The organism is Mesorhizobium metallidurans STM 2683, from assembly GCF_000350085.1.
Taxonomy (GTDB): domain Bacteria; phylum Pseudomonadota; class Alphaproteobacteria; order Rhizobiales; family Rhizobiaceae; genus Mesorhizobium; species Mesorhizobium metallidurans.
Window position 1 is genome coordinate 1 of record NZ_CAUM01000143.1, and the last position, 23,553, is coordinate 23,553.

A 23,553-nucleotide genomic window follows, 5' to 3' on the forward strand; every position below is an offset into this window, starting at 1 on the left:
AAATTTGTTGCTGGGATATTTGCAGCGAGGTTCGGTTTGAAAAAGATCTATGAGAAGCCGACGCTTGTCAGGAAAGGCAGGCTGTCGGCCGTCAATGGCGCTTCCGGACCCATCGGTCCCGCAGGCTGATCCCGGGCGGCCAGAACCAGAACTTTCCTGGGCAACAGGCATATGCGGCGTCGTCCCAGCCATGGTTGACATTGGGCGGAAGCCAGACATTATCCGCGTGGGGATATTTGGAGAGTTTGAGCATGAAAAAGATTTATGAGAAGCCGACACTTGTCAAAAAGGGCAGGCTTTCGGCGATCACGGCCGGCAACGGCGCGTCGGGTCCCGTCAATGGCGCGGGAGCAGGAACCTGATCAGAGGATCAGGATCAGATCATCCAGCACGAGCTGCCAATGGTGCTTTGTCGAGAGGCGCACGCGCGTCACTGATTTGAGCATCGGCGCATAGTGCACTGGCGTAAGCGCCGACAGCACGATTTCGTCGCTGGCAATTTGTTGTTCGCCAAGCCAGCTTTCGATCACCGCCGTCTCCCCCTCGGACATCAACCACGCCGCCGTCAGCATCACCGAGTGAAACCCGAAAGGGCGTTCGCGGCTGAATTCGGCCGGATGGCCGCTGCCGGTGTAGGCGATATGCGCCCCCGATACATTGCCGTTGACATAGCCCTCGCTGTCCTTGACGTGATCGCGCGACATGGCATTGAGATTGCGCCAGTTGAGCCCCGAATGGCCCGAGGGTACCTTGCGCAGGCCGAGCGTGGTCACGTCGTCGAAGCCGATCGTGTGTAACGCTGCATCGGGCGCGATGGGATCGGGTAAGAGCAGGCCGAGATCGGTTGGGTAGGATGACAACGCGAGGCGCCGGTCGAGTCCGCCGCCCGATATCAGCACTTCGTCGGTCCGATCCTGAAGATCAATACGAAAAGGCACACCGGGTGCCAGTGTCCGGCTTTCGAGAACCTCGCCCTTGCCCGTCACCGACAGGGTGGTCTCGGTCCCTGCCGGCATTCTGCCCGTCAGCCGGCGCCCGGGCACAAGCCCGACCGGCTTCGGCAGGCTCTCGCCGACCAGGCCGACCAGCGATGCCGGCGCGTCTGAAAGCCGCAACGACTGGTCCTGATTGGCGCCGCTGGCGCGCCAGCCCGGCGGAACTGAGACCGAAAACCGGTAGGTGCCGGGCGAGCGGATCGCGGCCCGGCGCCGGGTCGCAGACATCTTGAAGTTGGCGAAGCCGCCACCGTTGCTTCGCGCCGCCGCCATGAAGGCGCCCTGCCCGTCGAACAGCCTCACCACAATGCCGGCCATGGGCCGGTCGGCGAGCCCATATTTTCCGTCGCCATCGACATCCATGTAGACGAAGGACGAGTAGTTGAGCGTGGTGGTGGTACTCGGTCGCCAATCGGCGCGCACGGCATAGTCGTTCGCGGGATTAGCCCAGCGCCGAGCCTTTCGCCGAAGACGGGCTTGCCGCACCCGCCAGTAAAGAAACGCCAAGGCGGCGGCGAGGACGGCAGCGGACGCGATCGTGATTTCGACCAGGCCGAAATCACCCATGGAGGCCAGGCCCCGACAGCAATGCACTGAATTCGTTCGAGGGCGAGATGTCGATCATTGAAAACCCTTGTTGGCGCTTTTTTTGAGCTTTGCCGCAACCTAGCTTGCGCGCTGGCCGCTGGACAGATGGCGCTGGAACGAAAGCCCGACACGGCGTGATCGACACCACCGCTCCTTTGCTTGACCCAGGAATCTTTGGACAATCCTTGCCAATTGGCAAACATGTGCTATATGTTTGCCAGAAAGTGAGATGAGCGATGCAGCTTCAGCCTATCATCACCACGCCGGCCGCGGCCGGAGCGGCCGCCATTACCGAGGAAGAAGCCGGCGCCCTGGCGCGCACCACTGTCAATTTGTTCAAGGCCTGGTCGCTCACCGATGGCGAGGCCTGCATCCTTCTCGGCGGCATGTCGCCGCGCACCTGGGCGCGCTGGAAGGAAGGGCTTATCGGCAGGATCGACCGCGATCTCAGGATGAGGATGGCGCACCTGATGGGCATCCACAAAGGCCTGCGCTATTTGTTCAGCGAGCCGTCGCGCGGCTATGCCTGGATCCGCAAGCCCAACGCCACCTTCGCAGGCCAATCGGCGCTTGATCTCATGCTGCGCGGGGAAATGTCCGATCTTGCCGCAATGCGTGAATGGATCGATGCGGAACGCGGCGCATGGTGAGTGGACTTGCGGTTCGCCGCCATGTCCGCTGGCAGCAGACCTTTCGCATCATCCGCTCCATCTACCCGCCGATCGATCTCTTCGAGGACATCGCCGATCCGCGCGACTGGGAGGCGCTTGCCGCGGTCGAGGAAAAGACCAATCCGCGCATCCGGCTTGAGATCGGAGACCTCGGCAAGGTTCCGGCCGCCAGGCGGGTTTCCGGCCCGGGCGCAAGCCTGGTGATGGCGCCCTTCGTGCATTGCTCGACCCTGCGGCCCGGACGGTTCTCGGACGGCAGCTACGGGATCTACTATGCCGGCGACAGCGAATACGTCGCGCTCGCCGAGACCATCCATCACCATCAGAAATTCATGCGCGCCACCAAGGAGGAGCCGGGCTGGACTGCCGATTTCCGCGTGCTGATCGGCAGCGTCGACCGCGACCTCGACGATGTCGACGCGGTGCCCGGCGTGCTGGACGCGGATAACTACAGCGCCTCGCAGGCGGAAGGACGCGACCTCCGGACGGCCGGAAGCGACGGTCTGACCTGGGCCAGCGTGCGCATATCAGGCGGCCGCTGCATCGGCATATTCTGGCCGGACGCCATCACCATTCCCATCCAGGGGCGCCACTACAGCTATCACTGGGACGGCGCCAGCGTCGATTTCGTGCGCCAGCTGGATACGGGGCGGGTGATGGCGGTCAGTCAATCGTGAGCGAATGCCGAATAGCGAATAGCGAATAGCGAATAGCGAATAATAGAAATACACATGGCAGCTCGACGGCCGTCCATTCATTATTCGGCATTCACCACTAATTTCACTATTCGCTATTCGCTATTCGCTATTCGCTAAACTCACCTCAACTCCACCCACACCGGTGCATGGTCACTGGCGCCGTCCCACCCGCGCACGTCGCGGTCGATCCCGGCGCCGGAAAGCCGGCGCGCCAGCTTCTTCGACAGCAATATGTGATCCAGCCGCATGCCGGCGTCGCGCGGCCAGCGGTTGCGGCGATAATCCCAGAATGTGTAGAGCGTTTCCTTCGGGTATTTCTTGCGCAGCGCATCGAGCCAGCCCTGGTCGAGCAGACGCTGGAACGAAGCCCGGCTTTCCGGCTGCACCAGCGCATTGTCGTCATAAGAGCGGGTCGGATAGATGTCGCGCGGCTCGGGCACGATATTGTAGTCGCCGATCAGTGCCACCGGCAGGCCGGTGTCGAACAGCTCGGCGGCATGCGCTTCCAGCCTGTCGTGCCAGGCCAGCTTGTACTGGAACTTCGGACCAGGCTGCGGATTGCCGTTCGGCGCATAGAGGCAGGCGATGACGATGCCGTTGACCGCCGCCTCGACGTAGCGGCTCTGCCGGTCGGCATCGTCGCCGGGCAGCGCTTCGCGGGTCAGCACGGGCTCTGAACCACGCGCCAGAATGGCGACGCCGTTCCACGTCGGCTCGCCCTTCCACACCGCGCCATAGCCGGCATCCGCGAGTGCCGTGCGCGGAAACTGCATGTCCCTCGCCTTGATCTCCTGCAGGCAGACGACATCGGGTTTGGCCACAGCCAGCCACGCCAGCAGGTTTCGCAGCCTCACATTGATGTTGTTGATGTTGAAGGTGGCGATCTTCATCGGGCGCTTCAGCCGACGATCCTTCCCGTCCACGCCTTCACCGCCTTGGTGAGCGACTTCAGGTGATCGGCGGTGGAGAAGCCCGAAATGCTCTTGCGCGGCTTGAGGTCGTGGTCGCCATCCTCCAGCCAGAGGATCTCAATGCTGTCGGAAAGATCATAGGTCGCGACCTCGTCCGGCGTCCCGAACTCGTCGCGCGTGCCTTGGCAGATCAGCGTTGGCGTCTTCAGCCCGGCCAGATGCTTCGTGCGCAACTGCGTCGGCTTGGCCGGCGGATGGAAGGGATAGCCCAGGCAGATCAGCCCGGCGATTTCGCCCTTGGAAAACATCTCGTCGGCGACCATCGAGGCAACACGCCCACCCATCGACTTGCCACCAATGACAAGCGGTCCGGTCACGCCCTTCGCCCTGAGATCAGCGATCGCCTTGACATATTCCGGGTTCACCGTCTCGGCCCGCGGCGGCGGCTTGCGATGGCCGTAGCGGCGGGCCGCCATATAGTGGAATTCGAAGCGCGCGACGCGCAAGCCCGCGGCGGCAAGCGCCTTGGCTGTGGCCGCCATCGAAGCCGAGTCCATCGGCGCCCCGGCGCCGTGGGCGAGCAGGATGGTGATGTCGGCAGAGTCGGAGCCGTCGAAGAGGAAGTGGGTCATGGGATGATATCCCGATGACGGCCGAGTTCCTTCACACCCCCCTCTGGCCTGCCGGCCATCTCCCCCGCAAGGGGGGAGATCGGCAGCTTCTCCGTGCTGCCAACTTCCAACGTTGGCGATTGGCGAAAGCGATGGCGACATCCAATCTCCCCCCTTGCGGGGGAGATGGCCGGCAGGCCAGAGGGGGGTGTTCAAGCGCAAGCATGAATTCCCTCACCCCGCCGTGCGCGCCATCTGCAGATCGACGAACTGTATCCCCTTGGCCGCCATCCGCGCCCATTCGGACTCCGCGTCGAGCTCGAGGTACCGCACCCAGTTCCGCCGCGCCTCCGCCAGATTGCCGGCGTCGAACTCCAGCCGGGCGAGATTGAACACAGGATCGGCATAGGTCTTGTCGAGCGCGATCGCCCTTTGCAAATGCCGGCGCGCCGAGGCCACGCGGCCCTCGTCGCTCATCAGTCCGGCCAGGTTGAACCAGGCTTCAACGAAACCCGGATCGAGTTTTATGGCGCGGGCATAGTCGTGTGCTGCCTCATTCACGTGGCCGGCGCCGCGCAGGCAGTTGGCGCGGTTGAAGGCGGCGATGGCATCGCTTGGATCGATGGAAAGACAGCGCTGGTAAAGGGTTACCGCCTGCTCGTGATCGCCCTGCTCTTCCGCCGCCTCCGCCTCGGCGAACAACTCTTCCAGCGTGTCGTCGTCAGGCGTTCCCAGATCGAACAGCAACTGGCCGTCGAGCTCGCTCTGCCCGTCCTCGAGATAGATCGCATCCGGACGGCCAAATGCCGAGCCGACAGCAAGCGACTTTGCGGTGAGCGAGGCGACCGGGCCGGAGCGGTGTACGGAACGCGCGATCGCGCCCCAACTCGCGCCGCCTGCTATCAGCCCGGCATATTTGCGGGCCAGAATGAGGTCGCGGAAGGAGTAGGGTTCGCCGTCGTGCTCGAAGGCATCGAATAGCGACAAAAGATCGAGATCGACGGCGGCAAGCCGCGACTGGTCGATGAGCGACTGGCGCGACAGCGCCGAAGCCTCCGGCGCCTTCATCAGACCGAGCAGGCGCAGAAATCCGTTTTCACTGAGAAGCGCGCGCCCCGCCCCGCGCTCGGCATCGGCGCGGCGCTCGATCTCGGCATCGCCTGCCTTGGCCAGAACCATGCGGCCGAATACGACATGGCTGGTGCGCCGGGTGACGCCGCGCCGCAACTGGCCCTGCTGGCGCGCGACCTCGCGCGCGGCCAGCCGAAGCGGAAACGCCGCCAGCGCGCCGACGACGCCGAAGACAGCGCCGGGGATGCCGCCGGCGGAGACCGTCACGCCTTGCTCTTGCCGACGGCTTTGAGCAGATTGGCCTTCAGCGGATTTTCCTTGGCAGCGCCGCCTGCTGCCACCTTCTTGGCCGCGGGCTTCGCAGCCTCATCGGCCTTGCTCTTCGACTTGGCCGGCGGCTTGGCCGATTGCGACAGGCTCGCCTTCAGCGCATCCATCAGGTTGATGACATTGCCGCGCTCGGGCGCCGCCGCGATGATCGGCTTGTGGCCCTTGAGCTTCTCGCGGATCATCGCCATCAGTGCAATCTCGTAGCGGTCCTCGTAATTCTTCGGATCGAAGGTGGTTTCTTTCTGCTTGATCAGCGCTTCGGCCAGTTCAAGCATTTCCTGGTCTGGTTTGCCGGCCGGGATGTTGCCGAAATATTCAGCCGTGCCGCGCACTTCGTTGGGATTCCTCAAGGTGCAGACGAACATGCCGTTCTCGCGCGCGCCGATCGTCACAACGCGCTCGCGGCTGGACAGCACCAGCCTGGCGATCGCCAGCTTGCCGGATTTGCGCATGGCTTCGCGCAGCACCGCGAAGGTTTCCTCCGCCATCGCACCGTCCGGCGCCAGATAATAGGGCGCGTCCTGATAGATCACGTCGACCTCGCCCTCGTCGACAAAGGCCTCGATGTTCATCGTATGGTTGGATTCGATGCGCACAGCATCGAGGTCGGTATCATCGATGATGATATACTGCTTGTCCTCGTACTCGTAGCCCTTGACCAGGTCCGAGCGCTCGACCAGCCCGAGCTCGGGGTCGACCGGCTTCATGTTGATGCGATTATGCGTCTTCTTGTGCAGCTGATTGAAGCTGATGCGTTCGCTGGCACTCGTCGCCGGATAGAGCCGGACCGGACAGCTGACGAGGCTGAGCTTGAGGTAACCTTTCCAACTTGCCCTGGGCGCCATGAATTCTCTCCTACGCGGCCGTGCACTGTCGAACTGTTGCAGCGCTGTTCGTCCGAAGGACGAACTATAACGCCGAAATCCTACATCGAGCCCTCACAATACCGGCAAATCCCTAGCGAAATCTTCCATGTCCGCCCAGGGATCGCCCGAAGTCGCCAGAAGGCCCGGCAGCGAAGAATAATTCAAATCCTGCGGAGCGTCGATGGATTCCAGATCGGACCAGCTCACCGGCGTCGAGGCCGGCAGATTGGTACGGGCGCGCAGCGAATAGGGTGCGGCGGAGGTGTGGCCGCGCGCATTGCGGTGATAGTCGATGAAGATGCGCCGCTTGCGGTTGTCCTTGCCCATGGTTGGGGTGAAGGTGTCGGGCGCCGTGGCGGCCAGATGCGTGGAGATGGCGCTGCTCGCCTGATGCAGCTTCTTCCAGTTCTGCTTTTGCGTCACCGGCACAGTGATGTGGATGCCGCTGCCGCCGGAAGTCTTGGCGAACGGCGTCAGTCCCAGACCTTCCAGCTCACCTTTGATGTGCACCGCGGCCTCCACTACCTCGCGCCACGCAATCCCCTCGCCCGGATCGAGATCGAAGACGATCAAATCCGGCTTGTCGAGTTTTGTTCGACGCGTGCCCCAGGTGTGGAACTCGACCACGCCGAACTGCGCCAGCGCCAGATAGCCCTTGGCGCCTTCGACCGACAGATAGGATTTGGTCTCGCCCTCGGAGTTGGTCGCCTCGAAGGTGACGACGGAAGGCGGCATGCCGGTGAAGGCGTGGCGCTGGAAGAAACAGTCCTGCGGCTTGCCGGTCGGGCAGCGCACCAGCGACACCGGGCGGCCGAGAATGTGCGGCAGCATGAAGTCGCCGACCAGCGCGTAGTAGACGGCGATGTCGAGCTTGGTCGGTCCGGTCTTGCCGAACAGCCGCCGCGTCGGATTGGTCACCCAGATCGTGGCGAGGTCGGCCTCGGCGATCAGCCGCTTGCGCTTGGCCGACACCCGCGTCGACAGGCCGACATCCCTGAGCCCCCTGAACACGGCATGGCGCAGCGCATTGTCTGTCGTGCGATTGGCATAGTGGATATGGGCCGACAGCAGCGGCCGCACCCAGTTCATCTCGCGCATGATCTCGCGCGGCACGCCTTCGGGTGCGGTGGCGCCTTCGCGCAAGGGCTCCAGCCGCGCCAGCAATTCGCTGGCCAACCCGGCATCGAAGCCGGTGCCGACCTTGCCGCGATAGTGCAATTCGTCGCCTTCGAATTCCGCCATGCCAAGTGCCGCCAGTCCTTCGGCGGCGTCCGACGTGGTGTAGCCGGTGATGACGAAGTCGCCCGACTGCAACGCCTTGGTCTTGGTCCAGCTCTTGGTGCGGCCGCTCTGATAGGTCGCGGTGGCGCGTTTGGAGACGACGCCTTCCAGACCGAGTTCAGTGGCCTGGTCATAGAGCCCCTGCCCGTCGCCCTCGACATGGTCGGAGAATTGGATGGCGGAGTTGGCGCCAAGACCGGACAGCAGTTGCGACAGCAGCGCCCTGCGCCGGATGAGCGGCGCCTCGGTCAGGTCCCAGCCGTCGAGGTGCAAAAGATCGAAGGCGTAGAAGTGCAGCTTGTTGCCGGCGCCTTCCGCCAACGCGTCCTGCAACAGCGCGAAGCGGCTGACGCCCTTGGCATCGAGTGCGACAACCTCGCCGTCGATGACGGCCTCGCGGCAGGGCAGCCTGGCGAAGGCACCGGCCAAGTCGCCATAGCGTTTCGTCCAGTTGAGGCCGGCGCGGGTGATCAGCTTGACCGCCCCGTCGGCCAGATGTGCCATGGTGCGGTAGCCGTCGAACTTGATCTCGTGCAGCCAGGTTTCGCGCGTTTTTTCCGCGGGGCCTTCGCCGCCCGGCGGCTTCGGAACCTGCGTCGCCAGTTGTGGCTCGATCCGGGAAGGCGGCGGCGCCTTGACGGCGCCCGGCAAAGCGCCGGGCTTCAGCACGACCGGTTTCACAGGCCTTCCAGCAGGCTTCGGCGGTTCGATCAGTTCCTCGATGCGGCGGCCGGATTTCACGCTTTCGGGCCGGGCTTCCAGTATGTCGAGCTTGGCGTCGGCCGCGAGATCGCGCTCCTTGAACAGCAGCCAGTTCTTCTTCTCTTCGTCGCCCGGCCTGCCCTTCAGCCGCGCCAGCATCCAGCCGCCGTTCAGCTTTTCGCCGGCCAGCCGGAACTTGAACGAACCGGTGCGCAAACTCTTTTCGACGTCGTCCATCGGCGCCCAGATGCCGGTGTCCCAGACGATCATCGGCCCGCCGCCATATTCGCCCTCAGGAATGACGCCTTCGAAGTCGATATATTCGAGCGGATGGTCCTCGGTCTCAACCGCCAGCCGCTTGTCTGCCGGGTTGAGCGATGGGCCGCGAGGCACCGCCCAGCTCTTCAGCACATCCCCGACTTGCAAACGTAAATCATAATGGTCGGCGGTAGCGTGATGCTTGTGGACGACGAAGCGGTTGCCTTCTCCGGCAGCCAGTCCGCCGGCGGGCTCCGACGTCTTGCTGAATTCGCGCTTGGCGCGATAGGCCTTGAGCTTCGACGTCATGTCCGCATGCCAGGCGGGATGCGTCGGCCCCGTAAAAACAAGGGCTTGACCCGCATCACTTGAATCATTTTGTCAGCATGCGGCGGGCCGATGTCGTGCCTCACACAGCTCAATCGTCGGTGGCCGGCGTCAATTCGAGCTCGGCCGGCGACAGACCCTGCTGAAGCTGGCTCAGCCGGAATTCGTCGACCCAGTAGGCCTCGCCGTCAACGAGGACACGCGCCTTGTAGGCGCCGGCGGAAAAGCTCTGCGCGATGATATAGACCTTGTGACGGTCGAGAGCCTTGCGCACCGCGGCGCGCTTGGATTTCTGGCTGGTGACGGAACTGGCCATAACTCGCTCACACACACACGCTGCCGCAGGAAAACGCGGCGGGCATAAGGATGGCCGAGACCGGCTGTCGTGTCAATTTGGGATGATCAGGCTACCTTTTCACCCAGCCAGCCGGGGAGAATGAGCTTTCGAGGCCGCCGCCGCATGACATTGGGCAAGCTGCGCCGCGGCGATGAGCGCTCCCGGAACTACTCACATCCACTATCCGATGCCGCCCACCAGCTCCTCCGCCCTGGCAATGGCGGCAGCCTGGTGCGGCTGCAGCGGCTGGCCGGCATAGGCTTCGAAGACCGGCAGGAACGGATCGTCGATATCGGTCCTGATGCCGGACAACTGCTCCATCACCGCCAGGCCGCAATAGGGAACGTAGGCCGCCGAATAGCCGCCTTCGTGCGACATCGTCAGGCGTCCGCCGCAGAGATCGTCCGCCGCCTGCATCAGCATCCGCGTCATCTCGCGGTAGCTGCCGCTATGCAGCATCATGCGTCCCAGCGGATCGGCCGCCGAGGCGTCGAAACCCGACGGCACGACGATGAGATCGGGCTTGTAGCGATGGAGCGCTGGCAGCACGATGCGTTCGAAGACCGAGATATAGGCGCCGTGGCCGCTGCCGGCCGGCAGCGGCACGTTGATGTTGTAGCCTTCGCCCTTGCCCTCGCCGCGTTCCCTATGGAAGCCGCTGTCATGCGGATAGAGCCCATCCTGGTGGATCGAGATCGTCAGCACCGACGGGTCCGCATAGAAGGCGGACTGGGTGCCATTGCCGTGATGGACGTCCCAGTCCACGGTGGCGACGCGGCCGAAGCCATGTTTGGCCCGATTCTTCAGGATGGCGACCGGAACGTTGCCGAACAGGCAAAAGCCCATGCCTTGCGCGTGCTCGGCATGGTGCCCGGGCGGCCGCACCAGCGCGTAGCCATTGTCAACATCGCCGCTCAGCACCGCATCCATCACCGCCGCCGTGCCACCGGCCGCCAGACAGGCGATTTCGTAGCTGCCATGGCCGAACGGCGTGAGATAGCTCGCATCGCCGCCCCGCCCGTCGCTGAGCATCTTGATGCGGCCGATGTAGTCGCGGTCGTGGAACAGCGCCAGATCATCCTCGCTCACCGGCACCGATGCTATCTTCGACAGTTTCTCGGTGAGGCCTGAGACCTCCATCAGATTGCGGAACCGGCGTTTGGTCGCGGCATTTTCCGCATGCTCGCCCGGTTCGATGGTCAGGCTCGGTTGAAAGAACTGCGCGGCGTTGCCGGTCTCGTGCCAGAGATAGAGTTCGTGGAAGTTCCAGCCCGTCGTCATCTGTTAACCCGCTTGGATCATCGATGCGGCGCGTTCGGCGATCATGATCGTCGGCGCGTTGGTGTTGCCCGAGACCATTTTTGGAAACACCGAGGCGTCGGCGATGCAAAGCCCGCCCAGCCCATGCACTTTCATCGAGGCGGGATCGACGACGGCCATCGCGTCGGTGCCCATGCGGCAGGTGCTTGTCGGATGATAGAGCGTCGTGCAGTGGCCGCGAATATACTGCGCGATCTCGGCGTCGCTCTCGCATTCGGCGCTTGGCGTGATTTCGCCGACGAGCATTTCGGCAAGCGGCGACTGCGCCGCGATCCGGCGGCTGATACGGATGCCTTCGACCAGCGTGGCGATGTCCGAGCCGTCCTCGTCGCTGATGAAGTAGCGCGGGTCGATCGCCGGATATTCGACCGGATTGGCCGAGCGCAGACGGATCTCACCGCGGCTGTCGGGCCGCTGCAGCAAGAACCATGAACCTGACCATCCGGCAGTTGCGCTATGTCTGCGAAGTCGCCCGCCTCGGCAGCGTGCTGGCTGCCTCCAGATCGCTCTACATCTCGCAATCATCCATTCTGGCGGCGATCACACTGGCCGAAGCCGGGATGGGGCGCGCATTTTCGACAGGCGGCCGGCGCGCGGCGTCTCCATCACGCCCGCCGGCCAGCGCTTCGTCGCCGCCGCCCGAATCATGCTGGCGGCGGAAACGGAATTCAACCGGTCGATCGGCGACCTCAGCGGCCGCATGCCGAAAGTCCTGCGCATCGGCTGCTTCGAGCCGTTCGGGGCACTGTTCATGCCGGAGATGCTGCGCAGCTACCTCGACAGCGTCGGCGATGTCGAGATCGACCTTGTCGAGGCCGACCAGATCCAGTTGCAGGAACGGCTTGTCGCCGGCCAGATCGATCTTGCCATTCTCTACGACATCGGCCCGATCGGCATCGACAGCGTCACCCGCGTCTGCAAGGTGCCGGCCCACGCCGTGCTCAATGCGGACGATCCCCTCGCCACGCGCGACGGCATCTGGCTGGCGGAACTGGCGGCGCGGCCGCTGGTGCTGCTCGACTTGCCGCACACGGCGACCTATCTTCTGACCCTGTTCGACGTGCTGGCCAAACGGCCCGAGGTGCGCTTTCGCACGCGCTCCTATGAAACGGTACGCTCGGCCGTCGCCACGGGCTTCGGCATGGCCATCCTCAAAATGCGGCCGATCGGCCGCGCCACCGCCGATGGCGACGAGATCGTCCGCAAGCCGATCTTCGACGAATTGCCGCCACCGACGCTGATCGTCGCCGACATGTACGGTTCGGCAAAGCCGCTCTTCGTGCGTGTCTTCATCGAGATGTTCCACCGCTTTTTCACCGCCGTCGGCCCGGGGGGCTTTTCGGTGACGACGCCGGAGCGCGAACCTTTCCTGCTGGTCGCCAGGGATGGTTGACGGCGGTCGTCCTTGTTCGATGAAAGATCGCGCATGAAATCGGAATTTGCGAGCATTCTAATTTGATTCTGAGGTAGTTCCACCTGGCCTCCGCTCCGCTGCAGCCGCCTCTCCCCTTGTGGGCCAGTTGCGCAATCCTTTGCCCTTGGCTAGCATCCGCCCGCCGGCGCCGAGCGGAGGAGAACGTCGCGGTGGACCGGGTGGAGCGCCATTGCGTCCCCTTGGGGCGCTCAAAGGACACTCCATTTTCGAATCGACGCAGGAACCCTCCCGGAAAACCGAACCGGTTTTCGGGTTCATGCGCATGTGGAGGAGACCAAATTGATGAACAGACGTGAGTTCCTGCTGTCGTCCGTGACGACGAGCACATTGGCGCTGGCCGCTCCGCAACTGGCCTTCGCCCAGGACAAGCTGACAATCCTGGGTTCGGTGCCGAGCCTCGGCTTTCCGTTTTTCGTTCACATGCTGAACCAGATCAAGGCGGAGGCTGCGGCGCAAGGCGTCAACCTGATCGAGAGCGACGGCCAGAACTCGGCGCCCAAGCAGACCGCCGACATCGAGGCCGCGCTCGTGCAGAAGGTCAACGCCATCGTCATTTCGCCGCTTGACGTCAACGCCCTGGCTCCGGCCATCGAGGAAGCGGTCAAGGCCGGCGTTCCCGTCGTCACCATCGACCGCCGCGTCGACGGCGTCGAAGGCATCCTCGCCCATGTCGGCGCCGATAACGTCAAGGGCGGCGAGGCCGAGGCGCAAGCCATGGTGGCGGCGTTCCCGAACGGCGCCAAGCTGTTCCATTTGCAGGGCCAGCCCGGTGCCGGCCCCGCGATCGACCGCAACAAGGGCGTGCGCAATGTGCTCGATCCGCTGAAGGACAAGTACCAGATCGTCTACGAGCAGACCGCCAACTTCGCCCGCGCCGAGGCGCTGACCGTGACCGAGGCCGGCCTTGCCGCCAACGGCAAGCCCGATGCGATCATCTGCGCCAATGACGACATGGCGCTCGGCGCGCTCGAAGCCTGCGCGGCGCGTAACTTCACCGACGTCAAGATCTACGGCTTCGACGCGCTGCCCGAAGCGCTGGTCGCCGTGCGCGACGGCAAGCTCGCCGGCACGGTCGAACAGTTCCCCGGCGAACAGTCGCGCACGGCAGTACAGATCGCGGTCGCCTATGCCAGGGACAAGACCGAGCCGAAGGAAAAGCTGGTGCTGCTGACCCCGATCGTCATCGGCAAGGACAATCTCGACAAGGCCGAGAGGCTGAACGAGACGAAATAGGGCGACGAAGGGCGCGCAACGACAAAAGTAGCGCTCCGTCGCGCCCCCCTCGGCCCTGCCGGGCATCTCCCCCTCAAGGGAGATTGGCAGTTTCAACGCGTCGCCCTCTCTTCAACGCCGAAGATCGGCGAAAGCTTGGGTGACATCCGATCTCCCCCCTGGAGGGGGAGATGTCCGGCAGGACAGAGGGGGGCGCTGTCCCGCCAGCCTTTCGGGTGGATTGGAATTCAAGGAGCATCCTTTGCCAGCCGAAGCCTTGGAACCATCACAAAACCCCGCCCTCCTCGCCGTCGAGGGCGTCACCAAGCACTTTGCCGGCGTCACGGCGCTCAGCGACGTCTCGCTCGAAGTGCGTCCCGGCGAGATCCTCGGCCTGCTCGGCGAGAATGGCGCCGGCAAGTCGACGCTGCTGAAGATCCTGTCCGGCGTCATGCCACCCACCAGCGGCCGCATCGTCTTCGACGGCGCCGAATTCGCTCCGCACAATCCGCAGGATGCCAAGCGCCATGGCATCGTCACCATCTACCAGGAACTGAGCCTGATCCCGACGCTGACGGTGGCGGAAAATATCTTCATCGGCCGCGCGCCGCTCGGGCCGCTCGGGCTGGTCAGTTGGCGGAAGATGGAGGAAGATTCACGCGCGATCATCGCCCGCGTCGGCCTCGACCTCGACCCGGCGACGCCGGTTTCGGCGCTTTCGGTCGCCGAGCAGCAGCTCGTCGAGATCGCACGTGCGTTATCCCTGAAGAGCCGCCTCATCATCATGGACGAGCCGACCTCGGCGCTGACCGAGACCGAAGTGCAAAAACTGATGTCGATCATGGACCGGCTGCGCAAGGACGGCGTCGCCATCATGTTCGTCACCCACCGGCTGGAAGAGGCCTCCGCCATCTGCGACCGCATGACGGTACTGCGCGACGGCAGGCTGGCCGGCCATCTCGATCGCGAAGGCGGGCCGATCAAGCTGCCGAAAATCATCGAGAAGATGGTCGGCCGCGCCGCCTCCGAACTCTATGCCAGGCCGACGCAGCGCGATGTCGCCGGTGACGTCAGGCTCTCCGTACGCGGCTTGCGCACCGTGCGCGATCCGCAGGCGCCGCACGCCATCGTGCTCGAAGGCGTCGATCTCGATCTCAGGGCGGGCGAGATCCTTGGCGTCGCCGGGCTTGTCGGCTCCGGCCGCACCGAGCTGGCCCGCGCCATCTTCGGCGCCGACCGCATCGCCGCCGGCACCATCACGCTCGATGGCAAGCCGATCGCGCCCGCCTCGCCGGCCGATGCCATCGCGCTCGGCATCGGCCTGGTGCCGGAAGACCGCAAGCACCAGGCGATCTTCGCCGCACTCGGCATCCTCAACAATTTCTCCATTGCCGCCCTTGGCCGCTACTCCAACGCCGCCGGCTTCATGGCCGAGCGCCGCGAGCGCGAGGCGCTGGCGAGCTACAGGAAGACGCTGTCGATCCGCATGGCCTCGCCCGAGCAGGCGATCGAGGGGCTGTCCGGCGGCAACCAGCAGAAGGTCATCCTTGCGCGCTGGTTGGCGCGCGACCCCAAGGTGCTGATTGTGGATGAACCGACGCGCGGCGTCGATGTCGGCGCCAAGGCCGAAGTGCATCAGATCCTGGTGCAGCTCGCCGCGCGCGGCATCGCGGTCATGATGATCTCGTCCGAATTGCCGGAGGTGCTGGCGGTGTCGGACAGGATCGTCACCATGCGGCGCGGCCGCATCACCGGCGAGATGCCGGGCGTCGAAGCAACCGAGGAAAAACTGATGGAACTGATGGCGCTCGACCGGAAGCAGGAAGCGACGCAATGACCAGCACCACCGAACCCAGCCAGCGCGGCGGCATCAATGTCGCGCGTTTGTTGATGAGCTTCGGCCCGCTGATGTTCCTGGCGGTGCTGATCGTCGTCTTCACCGTGCTGAAGCCGAGCTTCATCGACCCGATCAACCTGTTCAACATCTTGAGGCAAATCTCGATCACCGGATTGATCGCGCTCGGCATGACCTTCGTCATCCTCACCGCCGGCATTGACCTGTCGGTCGGCTCGCTGCTGGCCTTCTGCGGCATGGTCGCGGCGGTGGTGGCCAAGGGCGGCACCGCCAACACGCTGTCGCTGTCGACTTCCGGAACGCAGGGCTATGGCTGGTTCGCAGCACTGCTCGCCGCCATTGTCGTCGGCGCCATGGCCGGCGGCGTCCAGGGCTTTGCCATCACAAGGCTGAAAGTGCCGCCCTTCGTCGTCACGCTTGGCGGCCTCACCGTGTTTCGCGGCCTGACATTGACCATCTCCAATGGCGGCCCGATCTCCGGCTTCGATGCCTCGATGCGCTGGTTCGGCACCGGCCTGATCGGCCCGGTGCCGGTGCCGGCGATCATTTTCGCGATCGCGGCCATCCTCTGCCACATCGTGCTACGCTACACGCGCTACGGCCGCGCGGTCTACGCCGTTGGCGGCAATGCCGAGGCGGCGCGGCTGTCCGGCCTGCGCGTCGACCGCATCCTGATCTCGGTCTATGTCATCGTCGGCTTCTTCGCCGGCCTTGCCGCTTTCGTGCTGTCGGCCAGGCTCAATTCCTCGGAAGCCGTCGCCGGCATCGGCTACGAATTGACGGTGATCTCGGCGGTCGTCATCGGCGGCACCTCGCTGTTCGGCGGCATCGGCAGCGTCGGTGGCACGGTGGTTGGAGCGGCACTGATCGGCGTGCTGCAAAATGGGCTGCAGTTCAACAATGTCTCGTCCTACACCCAAAGCATCGTCATCGGCCTGATCCTCATTCTCGCCGTGGCCTTCGACCGCTGGCTGAAGTCGCGGGTAAGACGGTGAGAGCCAAGGTCAGCAAGAGAGAATATCATCGATGACATTCACTTGGCATTATATAATGTGAAAGCTATTTTCTATGACATGGACCGTGCAATTCGACGATGACTTCAAAACGGAATTCTCGAAGCTGAAGGACGACGCAAAAGTCGAAATCCGCGCTTTGGTAAATGTTCTGAAGCAGTTGGGTCCCGTCCTATGGCAGGCCGAGGGTCGACACTCTGAACGACTCCAAGCACGCGAACATGAAGGAATTGCGTTTCGATGCTGCCGACGGTGTGTGGAGAGTCGCGTTCGCATTCGACTCCCAGAGGAAGGCGATTCTTCTTGTCGCGGGGGACAAGTCAGGCGTTAAGGAAAAACGCTTCTACAAGAAGCTGATTGAGATTGCCGATAAAAGGTTCGATGCCCATTTGAAGCGCCTTAGAGAGGCACAGAAAACTGCCAAGGAAGAGCAGAAGAAGGAGAAAAGTGATGGCCATTTCCGCCGATGATGTATTTGCCGAAACGATGTCTCCCGAACTAATCAAGGCATCCGACCGCCGTACCAAGGATCTGCTAGAAGAATTTGAGACCCTTAAACAGCTTCGCAAGGCTCGGGCACTTACCCAGGAGTACGTTGGCCGGAAGTTAGGCAAGAAACAGGTCTCAGTTGCCCAGCTCGAAAAACGGTCAGATTTTCTTCTATCAACCTTGCGTGGGTACGTTCAGGCGCTTGGGGGCGAACTGGACCTGGTTGTCAGATTCAAAGACCATGCGCCCGTGGTGTTGGCGGGATTGGGCGACGAAAGCCTCGCGGAGGCGCCTCGCACTTCAGTTCGCACCAAAACGACAAAAAAACAGGTCACGCGTCGAGCAGCGGCTTGATTGCTGGCGCGAGCCTAGCAAGACTGCCGGCGATGATCCGCATCAGAGCCATGACCGGGAAGGACGTGCCGTCGGCGTCGCGCCTGCTGGGCGAGTCCTGGCGCCGCACGTACTCGCCAATCATCGGCGCCGAGACCACGGCACGCATCTCGGATGAATATCATGCCCCGCACAGGATCGCGGCGGAGCTTGCGGACGACAACAAGATGTCGTTCGTGGCGGAACGGCCGGACGGCTCGATTGCCGGCTACGCGATGGCTAAGATGGATGCAACCGGCGACGTCATGCTCGAGCGGCTCCACATCGACAAGAGCGAGTTCGGCACGGGGCTGGCCGCCGATATGCTGCACGCCGTCTTTGCCGCCCATGCGGGCATCCCCAGCATCGCGCTCGAAGTGATCGAGGGCAACGACCGGGCGATAGCTTTCTATCGCAAGCACGGATTCGAAGTGGTCGAGCGCAGGCCCGCTTCCCACGGCGCGGAAGGCCATTCGTCATTCATCATGCGCAGGCTTCTGCCACGGGCTTAGGTCAGGCCGCATGGTTCCCGCGTTCGGCCCGCCTCGTCTTCCACTCACGCCGGTGCGTTGACGCGCTGCGAACGCGGCCCAATCGACGACCGTCCCGCCCGCAACCGTAGAGCTCGCCCGCGGCGCGAGAAGATCGCTGCGGCGGGCGAACGCCACGAAGGTCGCCCGCGCCGTCTCGGCGTCGATCTCTCCGTCCATTGCGGCCCGGCAGGCCTTTGCGGCGATGTCATGCGCGGTCGTCCGGCTCGCCGACGGCCAGTCGACAAGCAGCGCATAGGCTTCAGCGGCGCTTTCTATCTTGGTCGGTGTGCCAAGGCCGGTAAGGATGGTGACCGGCTTTTCAAAAGAAGAACGATCCATGACACTCTCCTTTGGAAGCTCAACAGGCTCCTTTCGGGGCTCAACTGTCCGGCCGCTGCGATCCTCAAGAGTGGCCTGCGGGACGACAGCGCCGATCAGCGAATGCAGCGCGGCCGGCTGCGGCGGCATGCTCGGCCGTGGTAGCAGCCGGTGCACCTTGGCCAGCGTCTCCAGCCAGGCCATTACGACAAGGGGCGGATGTTCACACCCGTGGAACCAGGCCTTTGCCTTGGCGACCGGATAGCCCGCCTCTTCGGCGAAATCGGTTTCCGACCACCTCAGCAGGCGCAGGCATTCACGCATCCGCGCTGCAATCACTTGCGCTCCTCCTTGCCGGCTCCAAATCGCTGAGCCGACAGGAACATCAGCGTGTAGGCCGCCTTGCGACGGTTCCAGCCGGCCGACTCGACCGCGTCCAGCAATCCGTCGACAAGCGGCGCCAGCGCCGTCCTGCACTCCGTTTCATAGTTGAAATCGGTCGTGGGAAGGGTCGGCGCGGCGATCTTTCCAAAACTGTTCATCATGTCCATGGCAGCACCTGCATCTGTTCCGAGCAAGGCCGTGCCCGCCTTCGCGTCGGCGGGCACGGCCGTTTGTGCTTAGAAGCCTGGCGTCAGTAGTCCATGCCGCCGGCGGGCATCGCCGGAGCGGCGGCCTCCTTCTTCGGCTTCTCGGCCACCATCGCCTCGGTGGTCACCAGCAGGCCAGCCACCGACGCGGCATCCTGGAGAGCGGCGCGCACCACCTTGGCCGGGTCGATCACGCCCTGCCCGTAGAGGTCGCCGAACTCGTTGGTCTGGGCGTTCCAGCCATAGCCGAATTCGGTCTTCTCACGCAGCTTGCCGACGATGATCGAACCTTCCGCACCGGCATTCTCAGCGATCTGGCGCACCGGCTGCTCGATGGCCCGACGCACGATCTCGACGCCGGTCTTCTGGTCAGGATTGTCGACGGGGACGCTATCGAGCGCCTTCGCCGCCCTGAGCAGCGCCACACCGCCGCCAGGCAGTATGCCTTCCTCGACCGCCGCGCGGGTGGCGTGCATGGCGTCGTCGACGCGGTCCTTGCGCTCCTTGACTTCGACCTCGGTCGAGCCGCCGACGCGGATGACGGCGACACCGCCGGCGAGCTTGGCCAGCCGCTCCTGCAGCTTCTCGCGGTCGTAGTCGGAAGTAGTTTCCCCGATTTGCGTCTTGATCTGGCTGATGCGCGCCTGGATTTCATCCTTGCGGCCGGCGCCGTCGACGATGGTGGTATTCTCCTTCTCGATCAGCACCTTCTTGGCGCGGCCGAGCATCTCCAATGTGACGTTCTCGAGCTTGATGCCGAGGTCTTCCGAGATCGCCGTGCCACCGGTCAGGATGGCAACGTCTTCCAGCATGGCCTTGCGGCGGTCGCCGAAGCCCGGCGCCTTGACGGCCGCAACCTTCAAGCCGCCGCGCAGCTTGTTGACGACCAGCGTCGCCAGCGCCTCTCCTTCGACGTCCTCGGCGATGATCAGCAGCGGCTTGCTCGATTGCACGGCGGCTTCGAGCACGGGAAGCATGGCCTGCAGGTTGGAGAGCTTTTTCTCGTGGATCAGCACATAGGGTTCTTCGAGTTCGACGCGCATCTTGTCCTGGTTGGTGATGAAATAAGGCGAGAGGTAGCCGCGGTCGAACTGCATGCCTTCGACCACCTCCAACTCGGTCTCAGCGGTCTTGGCTTCCTCGACGGTGATGACGCCCTCATTGCCGACCTTTTCCATCGCCTCGGCGAGGAAGCGGCCGATCTCGGCATCGCCATTGGCCGAGATGGCGCCGACCTGGGCGATCTCGTCGTTCCTGGTCACCTTGCGGGCATTGGCTTTAAGTTCGGCGACGACGGCGTCGACCGCCTTGTCGATGCCGCGCTTCAGGTCCATCGGATTCATGCCGGCGGCAACCGCCTTGGCGCCTTCCTGGACGATCGACTGCGCCAGAACGGTCGCGGTCGTGGTGCCATCGCCGGCGACGTCGCTGGTCTTCGACGCCACCTCGCGCACCATCTGTGCGCCCATGTTCTCGAACTTGTCCTCCAGCTCGATTTCCTTGGCGACGGTGACGCCGTCCTTGGTGATGCGCGGAGCGCCGAACGACTTGTCGATGACGACGTTGCGGCCCTTGGGGCCGAGCGTGACCTTCACCGCATTGGCGAGGATATCGACGCCGCGCAACATCTTCTCGCGGGCTTCGGTATGGAATTTCACATCCTTGGCAGCCATTGGATTACTCCTTCAAATAGGCAGCTTTTCGTTGACTGATTGCTTGTCCAGGCCCCGCTCAGGCGGCCTTCCACATCTTGTCGATCAATTCGATCACGCCCAGTACGTCGCTTTCCTTCATGATGAGCAGATCCTCGCCGTTGAGCTTGATCTCGGTGCCCGACCACTTGCCGAACAGGATGCGGTCGCCGACCTTGACGTCGAGCGGCTGCAACTGGCCGCTATCGTCGCGCGCCCCGGGACCGGCGGCGATGACCTCGCCTTCCTGCGGCTTTTCCTTGGCGGTGTCGGGGATGATGATGCCGCCCGCGGTCTTTTCGTCGACCTCGATGCGGCGGACTAGGATACGGTCATGCAATGGACGGAACGCCATGTCGTTCTCCTCATAAGACAAACAGATTTTATTGGACCTCCCTTCGCAGCCGACCGGTACAACGGTCGATGCGACGGTGCGCGACCCCCATGCTCAGGCATCGCGCGCATATCGAATTAGTTTGCTTATCCAGGCTTTCAAGAGGGTGTCGAAAAAATTTTGGCACTCGCCATGGTCGAGTGCCAACGCACTGTAATAATGGCGCTATTCCAGGATTCGAACGACGGATGCGGCTTGAAATCGCGGCGCAAGATTCCGACATCGTCGTCGATCCCGGCACCGTCTGCCGGCTATCGGAACCGATGAGGAAGCGGAGGCGTTTTTGCGGCCGGCGGAAGGGCGCCGGATCGTTCGGAAAGGAGACGGCATGGTCGGAAAAGAGTTCCAGGTCAGCAACGATTTCCAGCTCCAGATGCAAGGCTTTGGCCTGACGACGGCGGAGATCCACTATCGTCTTCCCGACTATCGGGACCTGCTGCAGCTCTTCATCTGGCAGGAATACGACATCGCCCCGGATTTCCCGACGCTGAAGCATTTCTTCGACTATTGGGAACGTGAGATCGAAGGCCCGCTGCATTCCGTGCGCGTCGCCCATCACCGTCTGATCCAGCCCTCCGAATGGCGCGCGGTGGACGGTGTCGTTACGCTGCAATGACACAGGAAGGGCGGCGCTTTTCATGAAAGGCGCCGCCTCTCCAGCACGGCGCGTTCGCGCTGACGTTCTGGTGGATTGTCGTTCAGGTGGATTTATGTCCCGTGACAAGCAGTCCGGCCGTGCGAGCCGCCTTGACGAAGGCCGTGCGCGCCTCGTGGGCCGTGCGCCAACCGTCGAGCGCGTCGCGGCAGGCGCGATAGGCTGCGCGCCAGCTTCGGCCGCGCGCCCGGTCCGGCCACTGCTGCATGCATTCGATGGCTTCCCAACTGCTGGCGACCTTGCGCTCTCCGGCGGATTGGAGCTTGAGCGTGATCGGCTCGGAAAATGGGACGTCGTTCATCTCTTCCTCCTTTCAAGTAGCATCCTCGAATAAGCAGGAGGGCGGCCGATGTCCTATCGGCGCCGGTGGACGAGATGGTTCGTCTGCCTGCACGCTTCAAGAGCTCCTTGCCCAAACCCAGACGCAACGGCCGGCTACATGTCGTCGGGAGGTTCGGGAAGCCGATCAGCGTCGCCACCCTTGCCGACGGCCGGGGGCGGCCCTAGTTGACCAGCGCCTCATCCGTGCCGACCCACGCAAACGCCTCGCGCAACTCCTCGATCGTCACGCCGGGCAAGGCGATGTCGGCGTCGTCCACCGGGCCCAGCACCGAAACGACTGTCGTCGCGTGTCAGGGTCATGATATCCTCCACGCGACATGCCGGCGCGACCCCCAAATGACGGTTGAAACCGGCATTGCCAGCGATGATGAGGCAACAAAAAAATCCGACAGCGGGACAGAATCTGGGTCTTGATTTCGGGCTGACAATAACCAAATCGAAGGTGCCGGTTGCTGAATGGGGCCGGCACGGTCCAGGGGGCGCCAGCTCTTTGGCGTCGCTCGTACTATGTTGCTCTATGGAGGATGTAGCTATGAGAACCGCATTCGCCTTTTCCCCGCTCCATCGGTCGAGCATCGGTTTCGACCGCATCTTCAACCTGCTGGAAAACGCGCCTCAGCCAGTCGATAGCTGGCCGCCGTATGACATCGAGCGACGCGACGAGAACAGCTATCGCGTGATGATCGCCGTCGCCGGCTTTTCCGAAGACGATCTCGACGTCAGCCACGAGCCGAACCTTCTAATCGTCTCGGGCGAGCGCAAGGAACAGGACAAGGCGGAATATCTGCATCGCGGCCTGCCGGTGCGACCGTTCACACGGCGCTTCGAGCTTGCCGATCACATGACGATCACCGGCGCCTCGCTCAACGACGGCTTGCTGACGATCGGCCTCGTGCGCGAATTGCCCGAGGAGATGAAGCCGCGTCGCATCACGATCACCAGGGACGACGGTGCGCCGAGCGGACAGGTCGAGAAGCCGAAGCAGGCCGCCTGAGCGAAGGCGATCTCTGGTGTCACTTTTGGCACAACCAGTTGAGAAAGGAGAACACCAATGGCTATACGTGATCTTATTCCCTGGGGTCGGGAGAATAGTCCGGCTCCCACTTTCTATCGTGACGATGACCGGGATCCCTTCATGGCGTTGCATCGCGAGATGAACCGCATGATCGACGACGCGTTCCGCGGTTTCGAAACGCGTATGCCCTCGCTCAGCGGATTTTCGTCGGCGCGCGCCAACTGGCCGAGCGTTGAAATCTCCGACGGCGAGAAGGAGATCCGCGTGACCGCCGAAATCCCCGGCATGGACGAGAAGGACATCGAGGTGCTGCTCGACGACGGCGTGCTGACGCTGCGCGGCGAGAAACGCTCCGAGACCGAGGACAAGGACAGGCACTTCTCCGAGCGGTTCTACGGCCGCTTCGAGCGCCGCATCCCGCTCGGCTACGAGGTCGAGGAGGGTAAGGTGAACGCCGCCTTCCATAACGGCGTGCTCAGCGTGACGCTGCCCAAGACCCAGCGCGCGCAGGCGAAGGCCAAGCGCATCGCCATCAGCAGCAGCGCCGTCGATTCCGGCAAGAGCAAGCACTGACGGCGGCCGGGCGCGAAAGTCGCGCCCGGTTGTCTTGATGTCCGAACCACTGCCTTGGATATCTTGAGGGACAAGTCCGCCAGCATCAGCTTCCTGCGGC

General features: G+C 63.4%; 27 protein-coding genes and 1 pseudogene. 14 read left to right on the top strand and 14 right to left on the bottom strand.

The window, feature by feature from the left end; genetic code table 11:
* Window positions 1–251 precede the first annotated feature (251 nt).
* Entirely contained in the window at window positions 252–362 is a 111-nt protein-coding gene (locus MESS2_RS31405) for a lasso RiPP family leader peptide-containing protein (protein ID WP_008876981.1), read from the top strand.
* On the opposite strand, the gene MESS2_RS23435 is transcribed toward MESS2_RS31405, so the two are convergent.
* The gene (locus MESS2_RS23435) at window positions 363–1,562 is read right to left on the bottom strand and encodes a hypothetical protein (RefSeq protein WP_008876982.1); all 1,200 of its coding nucleotides are present in this window, start codon (window positions 1,560–1,562) and stop codon (window positions 363–365) included.
* A gap of 257 nt (window positions 1,563–1,819) precedes the next feature.
* Here MESS2_RS23435 and MESS2_RS23440 point away from each other — a divergent pair, with 257 nt between their 5' ends.
* Both MESS2_RS23440 and MESS2_RS23445 read left to right on the top strand, forming a co-directional pair.
* Window positions 1,820–2,233, top strand: a complete 414-nt coding sequence (locus tag MESS2_RS23440; RefSeq protein WP_008876983.1) for an antitoxin Xre-like helix-turn-helix domain-containing protein — start codon at window positions 1,820–1,822, stop codon at window positions 2,231–2,233.
* On the top strand, window positions 2,227–2,931 hold the full coding sequence (locus tag MESS2_RS23445) for an RES family NAD+ phosphorylase (protein WP_008876984.1): 705 nt from the start codon (window positions 2,227–2,229) through the stop codon (window positions 2,929–2,931). Before MESS2_RS23440 ends, MESS2_RS23445 begins: the two co-directional genes overlap by 7 nt.
* A gap of 140 nt (window positions 2,932–3,071) precedes the next feature.
* Here the strand turns inward: MESS2_RS23445 and MESS2_RS23450 are convergent, their stop codons facing one another.
* From MESS2_RS23450 to MESS2_RS23485, 8 genes are all read right to left on the bottom strand, one after another.
* The gene (locus tag MESS2_RS23450; RefSeq protein WP_008876985.1) at window positions 3,072–3,842 is read right to left on the bottom strand and encodes an exodeoxyribonuclease III; all 771 of its coding nucleotides are present in this window, start codon (window positions 3,840–3,842) and stop codon (window positions 3,072–3,074) included.
* Window positions 3,843–3,850: 8 nt separating this feature from the next.
* Window positions 3,851–4,495: an alpha/beta hydrolase family protein gene (locus tag MESS2_RS23455; protein ID WP_008876986.1), complete on the bottom strand. Its 645-nt coding sequence runs from the start codon at window positions 4,493–4,495 to the stop codon at window positions 3,851–3,853.
* 213 nt (window positions 4,496–4,708) lie between these two features.
* Entirely contained in the window at window positions 4,709–5,812 is a 1,104-nt protein-coding gene (locus MESS2_RS23460; RefSeq protein WP_008876987.1) for a tetratricopeptide repeat protein, read from the bottom strand.
* Entirely contained in the window at window positions 5,809–6,720 is a 912-nt protein-coding gene (gene ku, locus MESS2_RS23465; protein WP_008876988.1) for a non-homologous end joining protein Ku, read from the bottom strand. The genes MESS2_RS23460 and ku overlap by 4 nt, the downstream gene beginning before the upstream one ends.
* Before the next feature lie 93 nt (window positions 6,721–6,813).
* Window positions 6,814–9,291 (bottom strand): DNA ligase D, encoded by a 2,478-nt coding sequence (ligD, locus tag MESS2_RS23470; protein WP_008876989.1) that lies wholly within the window; start codon window positions 9,289–9,291, stop codon window positions 6,814–6,816.
* Window positions 9,292–9,400: 109 nt separating this feature from the next.
* The gene (locus MESS2_RS23475; protein WP_008876990.1) at window positions 9,401–9,625 is read right to left on the bottom strand and encodes a hypothetical protein; all 225 of its coding nucleotides are present in this window, start codon (window positions 9,623–9,625) and stop codon (window positions 9,401–9,403) included.
* Window positions 9,626–9,826: 201 nt separating this feature from the next.
* On the bottom strand, window positions 9,827–10,927 hold the full coding sequence (locus MESS2_RS23480) for a class II histone deacetylase (protein ID WP_008876991.1): 1,101 nt from the start codon (window positions 10,925–10,927) through the stop codon (window positions 9,827–9,829).
* A 3-nt stretch (window positions 10,928–10,930) separates the two neighbouring features.
* Window positions 10,931–11,389: a GMC oxidoreductase gene (locus tag MESS2_RS23485; RefSeq protein ID WP_008876992.1), complete on the bottom strand. Its 459-nt coding sequence runs from the start codon at window positions 11,387–11,389 to the stop codon at window positions 10,931–10,933.
* A 5-nt stretch (window positions 11,390–11,394) separates the two neighbouring features.
* Between MESS2_RS23485 and MESS2_RS34180 the strand changes: the two are divergent.
* The 8 genes and pseudogenes from MESS2_RS34180 to MESS2_RS23520 form a co-directional block, all read left to right on the top strand.
* Window positions 11,395–11,475: pseudogene (locus MESS2_RS34180) on the top strand (hypothetical protein); the annotation flags it as partial.
* A gap of 137 nt (window positions 11,476–11,612) precedes the next feature.
* Complete coding sequence (locus tag MESS2_RS33550) at window positions 11,613–12,359, top strand: LysR substrate-binding domain-containing protein (RefSeq protein WP_008876993.1); 747 nt, start codon at window positions 11,613–11,615, stop codon at window positions 12,357–12,359.
* Between the two features lie 324 nt (window positions 12,360–12,683).
* On the top strand, window positions 12,684–13,634 hold the full coding sequence (locus MESS2_RS23495) for a substrate-binding domain-containing protein (RefSeq protein ID WP_008876994.1): 951 nt from the start codon (window positions 12,684–12,686) through the stop codon (window positions 13,632–13,634).
* A 241-nt stretch (window positions 13,635–13,875) separates the two neighbouring features.
* Window positions 13,876–15,450 carry a sugar ABC transporter ATP-binding protein gene (locus tag MESS2_RS23500; protein WP_008876995.1) on the top strand — a complete coding sequence of 525 codons (1,575 nt, stop codon included), beginning with the start codon at window positions 13,876–13,878 and terminating at the stop codon, window positions 15,448–15,450.
* Entirely contained in the window at window positions 15,447–16,463 is a 1,017-nt protein-coding gene (locus tag MESS2_RS23505; RefSeq protein WP_008876996.1) for an ABC transporter permease, read from the top strand. Before MESS2_RS23500 ends, MESS2_RS23505 begins: the two co-directional genes overlap by 4 nt.
* A 239-nt stretch (window positions 16,464–16,702) precedes the next feature.
* Window positions 16,703–16,951 (top strand): type II toxin-antitoxin system RelE/ParE family toxin, encoded by a 249-nt coding sequence (locus tag MESS2_RS33985; protein ID WP_008876998.1) that lies wholly within the window; start codon window positions 16,703–16,705, stop codon window positions 16,949–16,951.
* On the top strand, window positions 16,932–17,324 hold the full coding sequence (locus MESS2_RS23515; RefSeq protein ID WP_008876999.1) for a helix-turn-helix domain-containing protein: 393 nt from the start codon (window positions 16,932–16,934) through the stop codon (window positions 17,322–17,324). The genes MESS2_RS33985 and MESS2_RS23515 overlap by 20 nt, the downstream gene beginning before the upstream one ends.
* 32 nt (window positions 17,325–17,356) lie before the next feature.
* Window positions 17,357–17,854 carry a GNAT family N-acetyltransferase gene (locus tag MESS2_RS23520; protein WP_051069155.1) on the top strand — a complete coding sequence of 166 codons (498 nt, stop codon included), beginning with the start codon at window positions 17,357–17,359 and terminating at the stop codon, window positions 17,852–17,854.
* On the opposite strand, the gene MESS2_RS33990 is transcribed toward MESS2_RS23520, so the two are convergent.
* From MESS2_RS33990 to MESS2_RS23540, 4 genes are read right to left on the bottom strand one after another with little or no spacing between them, the layout of a single operon-like run.
* On the bottom strand, window positions 17,819–18,532 hold the full coding sequence (locus MESS2_RS33990) for a DUF982 domain-containing protein (RefSeq protein ID WP_341872366.1): 714 nt from the start codon (window positions 18,530–18,532) through the stop codon (window positions 17,819–17,821). The two genes, MESS2_RS23520 and MESS2_RS33990, sit on opposite strands and share 36 nt — an antisense overlap.
* Window positions 18,529–18,801 carry a hypothetical protein gene (locus tag MESS2_RS23530; RefSeq protein ID WP_008877002.1) on the bottom strand — a complete coding sequence of 91 codons (273 nt, stop codon included), beginning with the start codon at window positions 18,799–18,801 and terminating at the stop codon, window positions 18,529–18,531. The genes MESS2_RS33990 and MESS2_RS23530 overlap by 4 nt, the downstream gene beginning before the upstream one ends.
* 26 nt (window positions 18,802–18,827) lie before the next feature.
* Window positions 18,828–20,456 (bottom strand): chaperonin GroEL, encoded by a 1,629-nt coding sequence (gene groL / locus MESS2_RS23535; protein ID WP_008877003.1) that lies wholly within the window; start codon window positions 20,454–20,456, stop codon window positions 18,828–18,830.
* 58 nt (window positions 20,457–20,514) lie between these two features.
* Window positions 20,515–20,829 carry a co-chaperone GroES gene (locus MESS2_RS23540; protein WP_008877004.1) on the bottom strand — a complete coding sequence of 105 codons (315 nt, stop codon included), beginning with the start codon at window positions 20,827–20,829 and terminating at the stop codon, window positions 20,515–20,517.
* Between the two features lie 367 nt (window positions 20,830–21,196).
* Here MESS2_RS23540 and MESS2_RS23545 point away from each other — a divergent pair, with 367 nt between their 5' ends.
* The gene (locus tag MESS2_RS23545; RefSeq protein WP_008877005.1) at window positions 21,197–21,484 is read left to right on the top strand and encodes an usg protein; all 288 of its coding nucleotides are present in this window, start codon (window positions 21,197–21,199) and stop codon (window positions 21,482–21,484) included.
* Window positions 21,485–21,566: 82 nt separating this feature from the next.
* Here the strand turns inward: MESS2_RS23545 and MESS2_RS23550 are convergent, their stop codons facing one another.
* Entirely contained in the window at window positions 21,567–21,824 is a 258-nt protein-coding gene (locus tag MESS2_RS23550; protein WP_008877006.1) for a DUF982 domain-containing protein, read from the bottom strand.
* A gap of 573 nt (window positions 21,825–22,397) precedes the next feature.
* Here MESS2_RS23550 and MESS2_RS23555 point away from each other — a divergent pair.
* Together MESS2_RS23555 and MESS2_RS23560 are read left to right on the top strand one after the other, a co-directional pair.
* Window positions 22,398–22,859, top strand: coding sequence for an Hsp20 family protein (locus MESS2_RS23555; RefSeq protein ID WP_008877008.1), 462 nt, complete (start codon window positions 22,398–22,400; stop codon window positions 22,857–22,859).
* A 57-nt stretch (window positions 22,860–22,916) separates the two neighbouring features.
* A complete protein-coding gene (locus MESS2_RS23560) occupies window positions 22,917–23,453 on the top strand; it encodes an Hsp20/alpha crystallin family protein (RefSeq protein ID WP_008877009.1) in 537 nt (178 codons plus the stop codon).
* Window positions 23,454–23,553 lie beyond the last annotated feature (100 nt).

What these genes read in the sequence shown, in the direction of transcription:
- MESS2_RS31405 (WP_008876981.1), top strand. Translation starts at nt 252, where the DNA reads ATGAAAAAGATTTATGAGAAGCCGACACTTGTCAAAAAGGGCAGGCTT.
- MESS2_RS23435 (WP_008876982.1), bottom strand. Translation starts at nt 1,562, where the DNA reads ATGGGTGATTTCGGCCTGGTCGAAATCACGATCGCGTCCGCTGCCGTC.
- MESS2_RS23440 (WP_008876983.1), top strand. Translation starts at nt 1,820, where the DNA reads ATGCAGCTTCAGCCTATCATCACCACGCCGGCCGCGGCCGGAGCGGCC.
- MESS2_RS23445 (WP_008876984.1), top strand. Translation starts at nt 2,227, where the DNA reads ATGGTGAGTGGACTTGCGGTTCGCCGCCATGTCCGCTGGCAGCAGACC.
- MESS2_RS23450 (WP_008876985.1), bottom strand. Translation starts at nt 3,842, where the DNA reads ATGAAGATCGCCACCTTCAACATCAACAACATCAATGTGAGGCTGCGA.
- MESS2_RS23455 (WP_008876986.1), bottom strand. Translation starts at nt 4,495, where the DNA reads ATGACCCACTTCCTCTTCGACGGCTCCGACTCTGCCGACATCACCATC.
- ku (WP_008876988.1), bottom strand. Translation starts at nt 6,720, where the DNA reads ATGGCGCCCAGGGCAAGTTGGAAAGGTTACCTCAAGCTCAGCCTCGTC.
- ligD (WP_008876989.1), bottom strand. Translation starts at nt 9,291, where the DNA reads ATGACGTCGAAGCTCAAGGCCTATCGCGCCAAGCGCGAATTCAGCAAG.
- MESS2_RS23475 (WP_008876990.1), bottom strand. Translation starts at nt 9,625, where the DNA reads ATGGCCAGTTCCGTCACCAGCCAGAAATCCAAGCGCGCCGCGGTGCGC.
- MESS2_RS23480 (WP_008876991.1), bottom strand. Translation starts at nt 10,927, where the DNA reads ATGACGACGGGCTGGAACTTCCACGAACTCTATCTCTGGCACGAGACC.
- MESS2_RS33550 (WP_008876993.1), top strand. Translation starts at nt 11,613, where the DNA reads ATGCTGGCGGCGGAAACGGAATTCAACCGGTCGATCGGCGACCTCAGC.
- MESS2_RS23495 (WP_008876994.1), top strand. Translation starts at nt 12,684, where the DNA reads ATGAACAGACGTGAGTTCCTGCTGTCGTCCGTGACGACGAGCACATTG.
- MESS2_RS23505 (WP_008876996.1), top strand. Translation starts at nt 15,447, where the DNA reads ATGACCAGCACCACCGAACCCAGCCAGCGCGGCGGCATCAATGTCGCG.
- MESS2_RS33985 (WP_008876998.1), top strand. Translation starts at nt 16,703, where the DNA reads ATGAAGGAATTGCGTTTCGATGCTGCCGACGGTGTGTGGAGAGTCGCG.
- MESS2_RS23515 (WP_008876999.1), top strand. Translation starts at nt 16,932, where the DNA reads ATGGCCATTTCCGCCGATGATGTATTTGCCGAAACGATGTCTCCCGAA.
- MESS2_RS23520 (WP_051069155.1), top strand. Translation starts at nt 17,357, where the DNA reads ATGATCCGCATCAGAGCCATGACCGGGAAGGACGTGCCGTCGGCGTCG.
- groL (WP_008877003.1), bottom strand. Translation starts at nt 20,456, where the DNA reads ATGGCTGCCAAGGATGTGAAATTCCATACCGAAGCCCGCGAGAAGATG.
- MESS2_RS23540 (WP_008877004.1), bottom strand. Translation starts at nt 20,829, where the DNA reads ATGGCGTTCCGTCCATTGCATGACCGTATCCTAGTCCGCCGCATCGAG.
- MESS2_RS23545 (WP_008877005.1), top strand. Translation starts at nt 21,197, where the DNA reads ATGGTCGGAAAAGAGTTCCAGGTCAGCAACGATTTCCAGCTCCAGATG.
- MESS2_RS23550 (WP_008877006.1), bottom strand. Translation starts at nt 21,824, where the DNA reads ATGAACGACGTCCCATTTTCCGAGCCGATCACGCTCAAGCTCCAATCC.
- MESS2_RS23555 (WP_008877008.1), top strand. Translation starts at nt 22,398, where the DNA reads ATGAGAACCGCATTCGCCTTTTCCCCGCTCCATCGGTCGAGCATCGGT.
- MESS2_RS23560 (WP_008877009.1), top strand. Translation starts at nt 22,917, where the DNA reads ATGGCTATACGTGATCTTATTCCCTGGGGTCGGGAGAATAGTCCGGCT.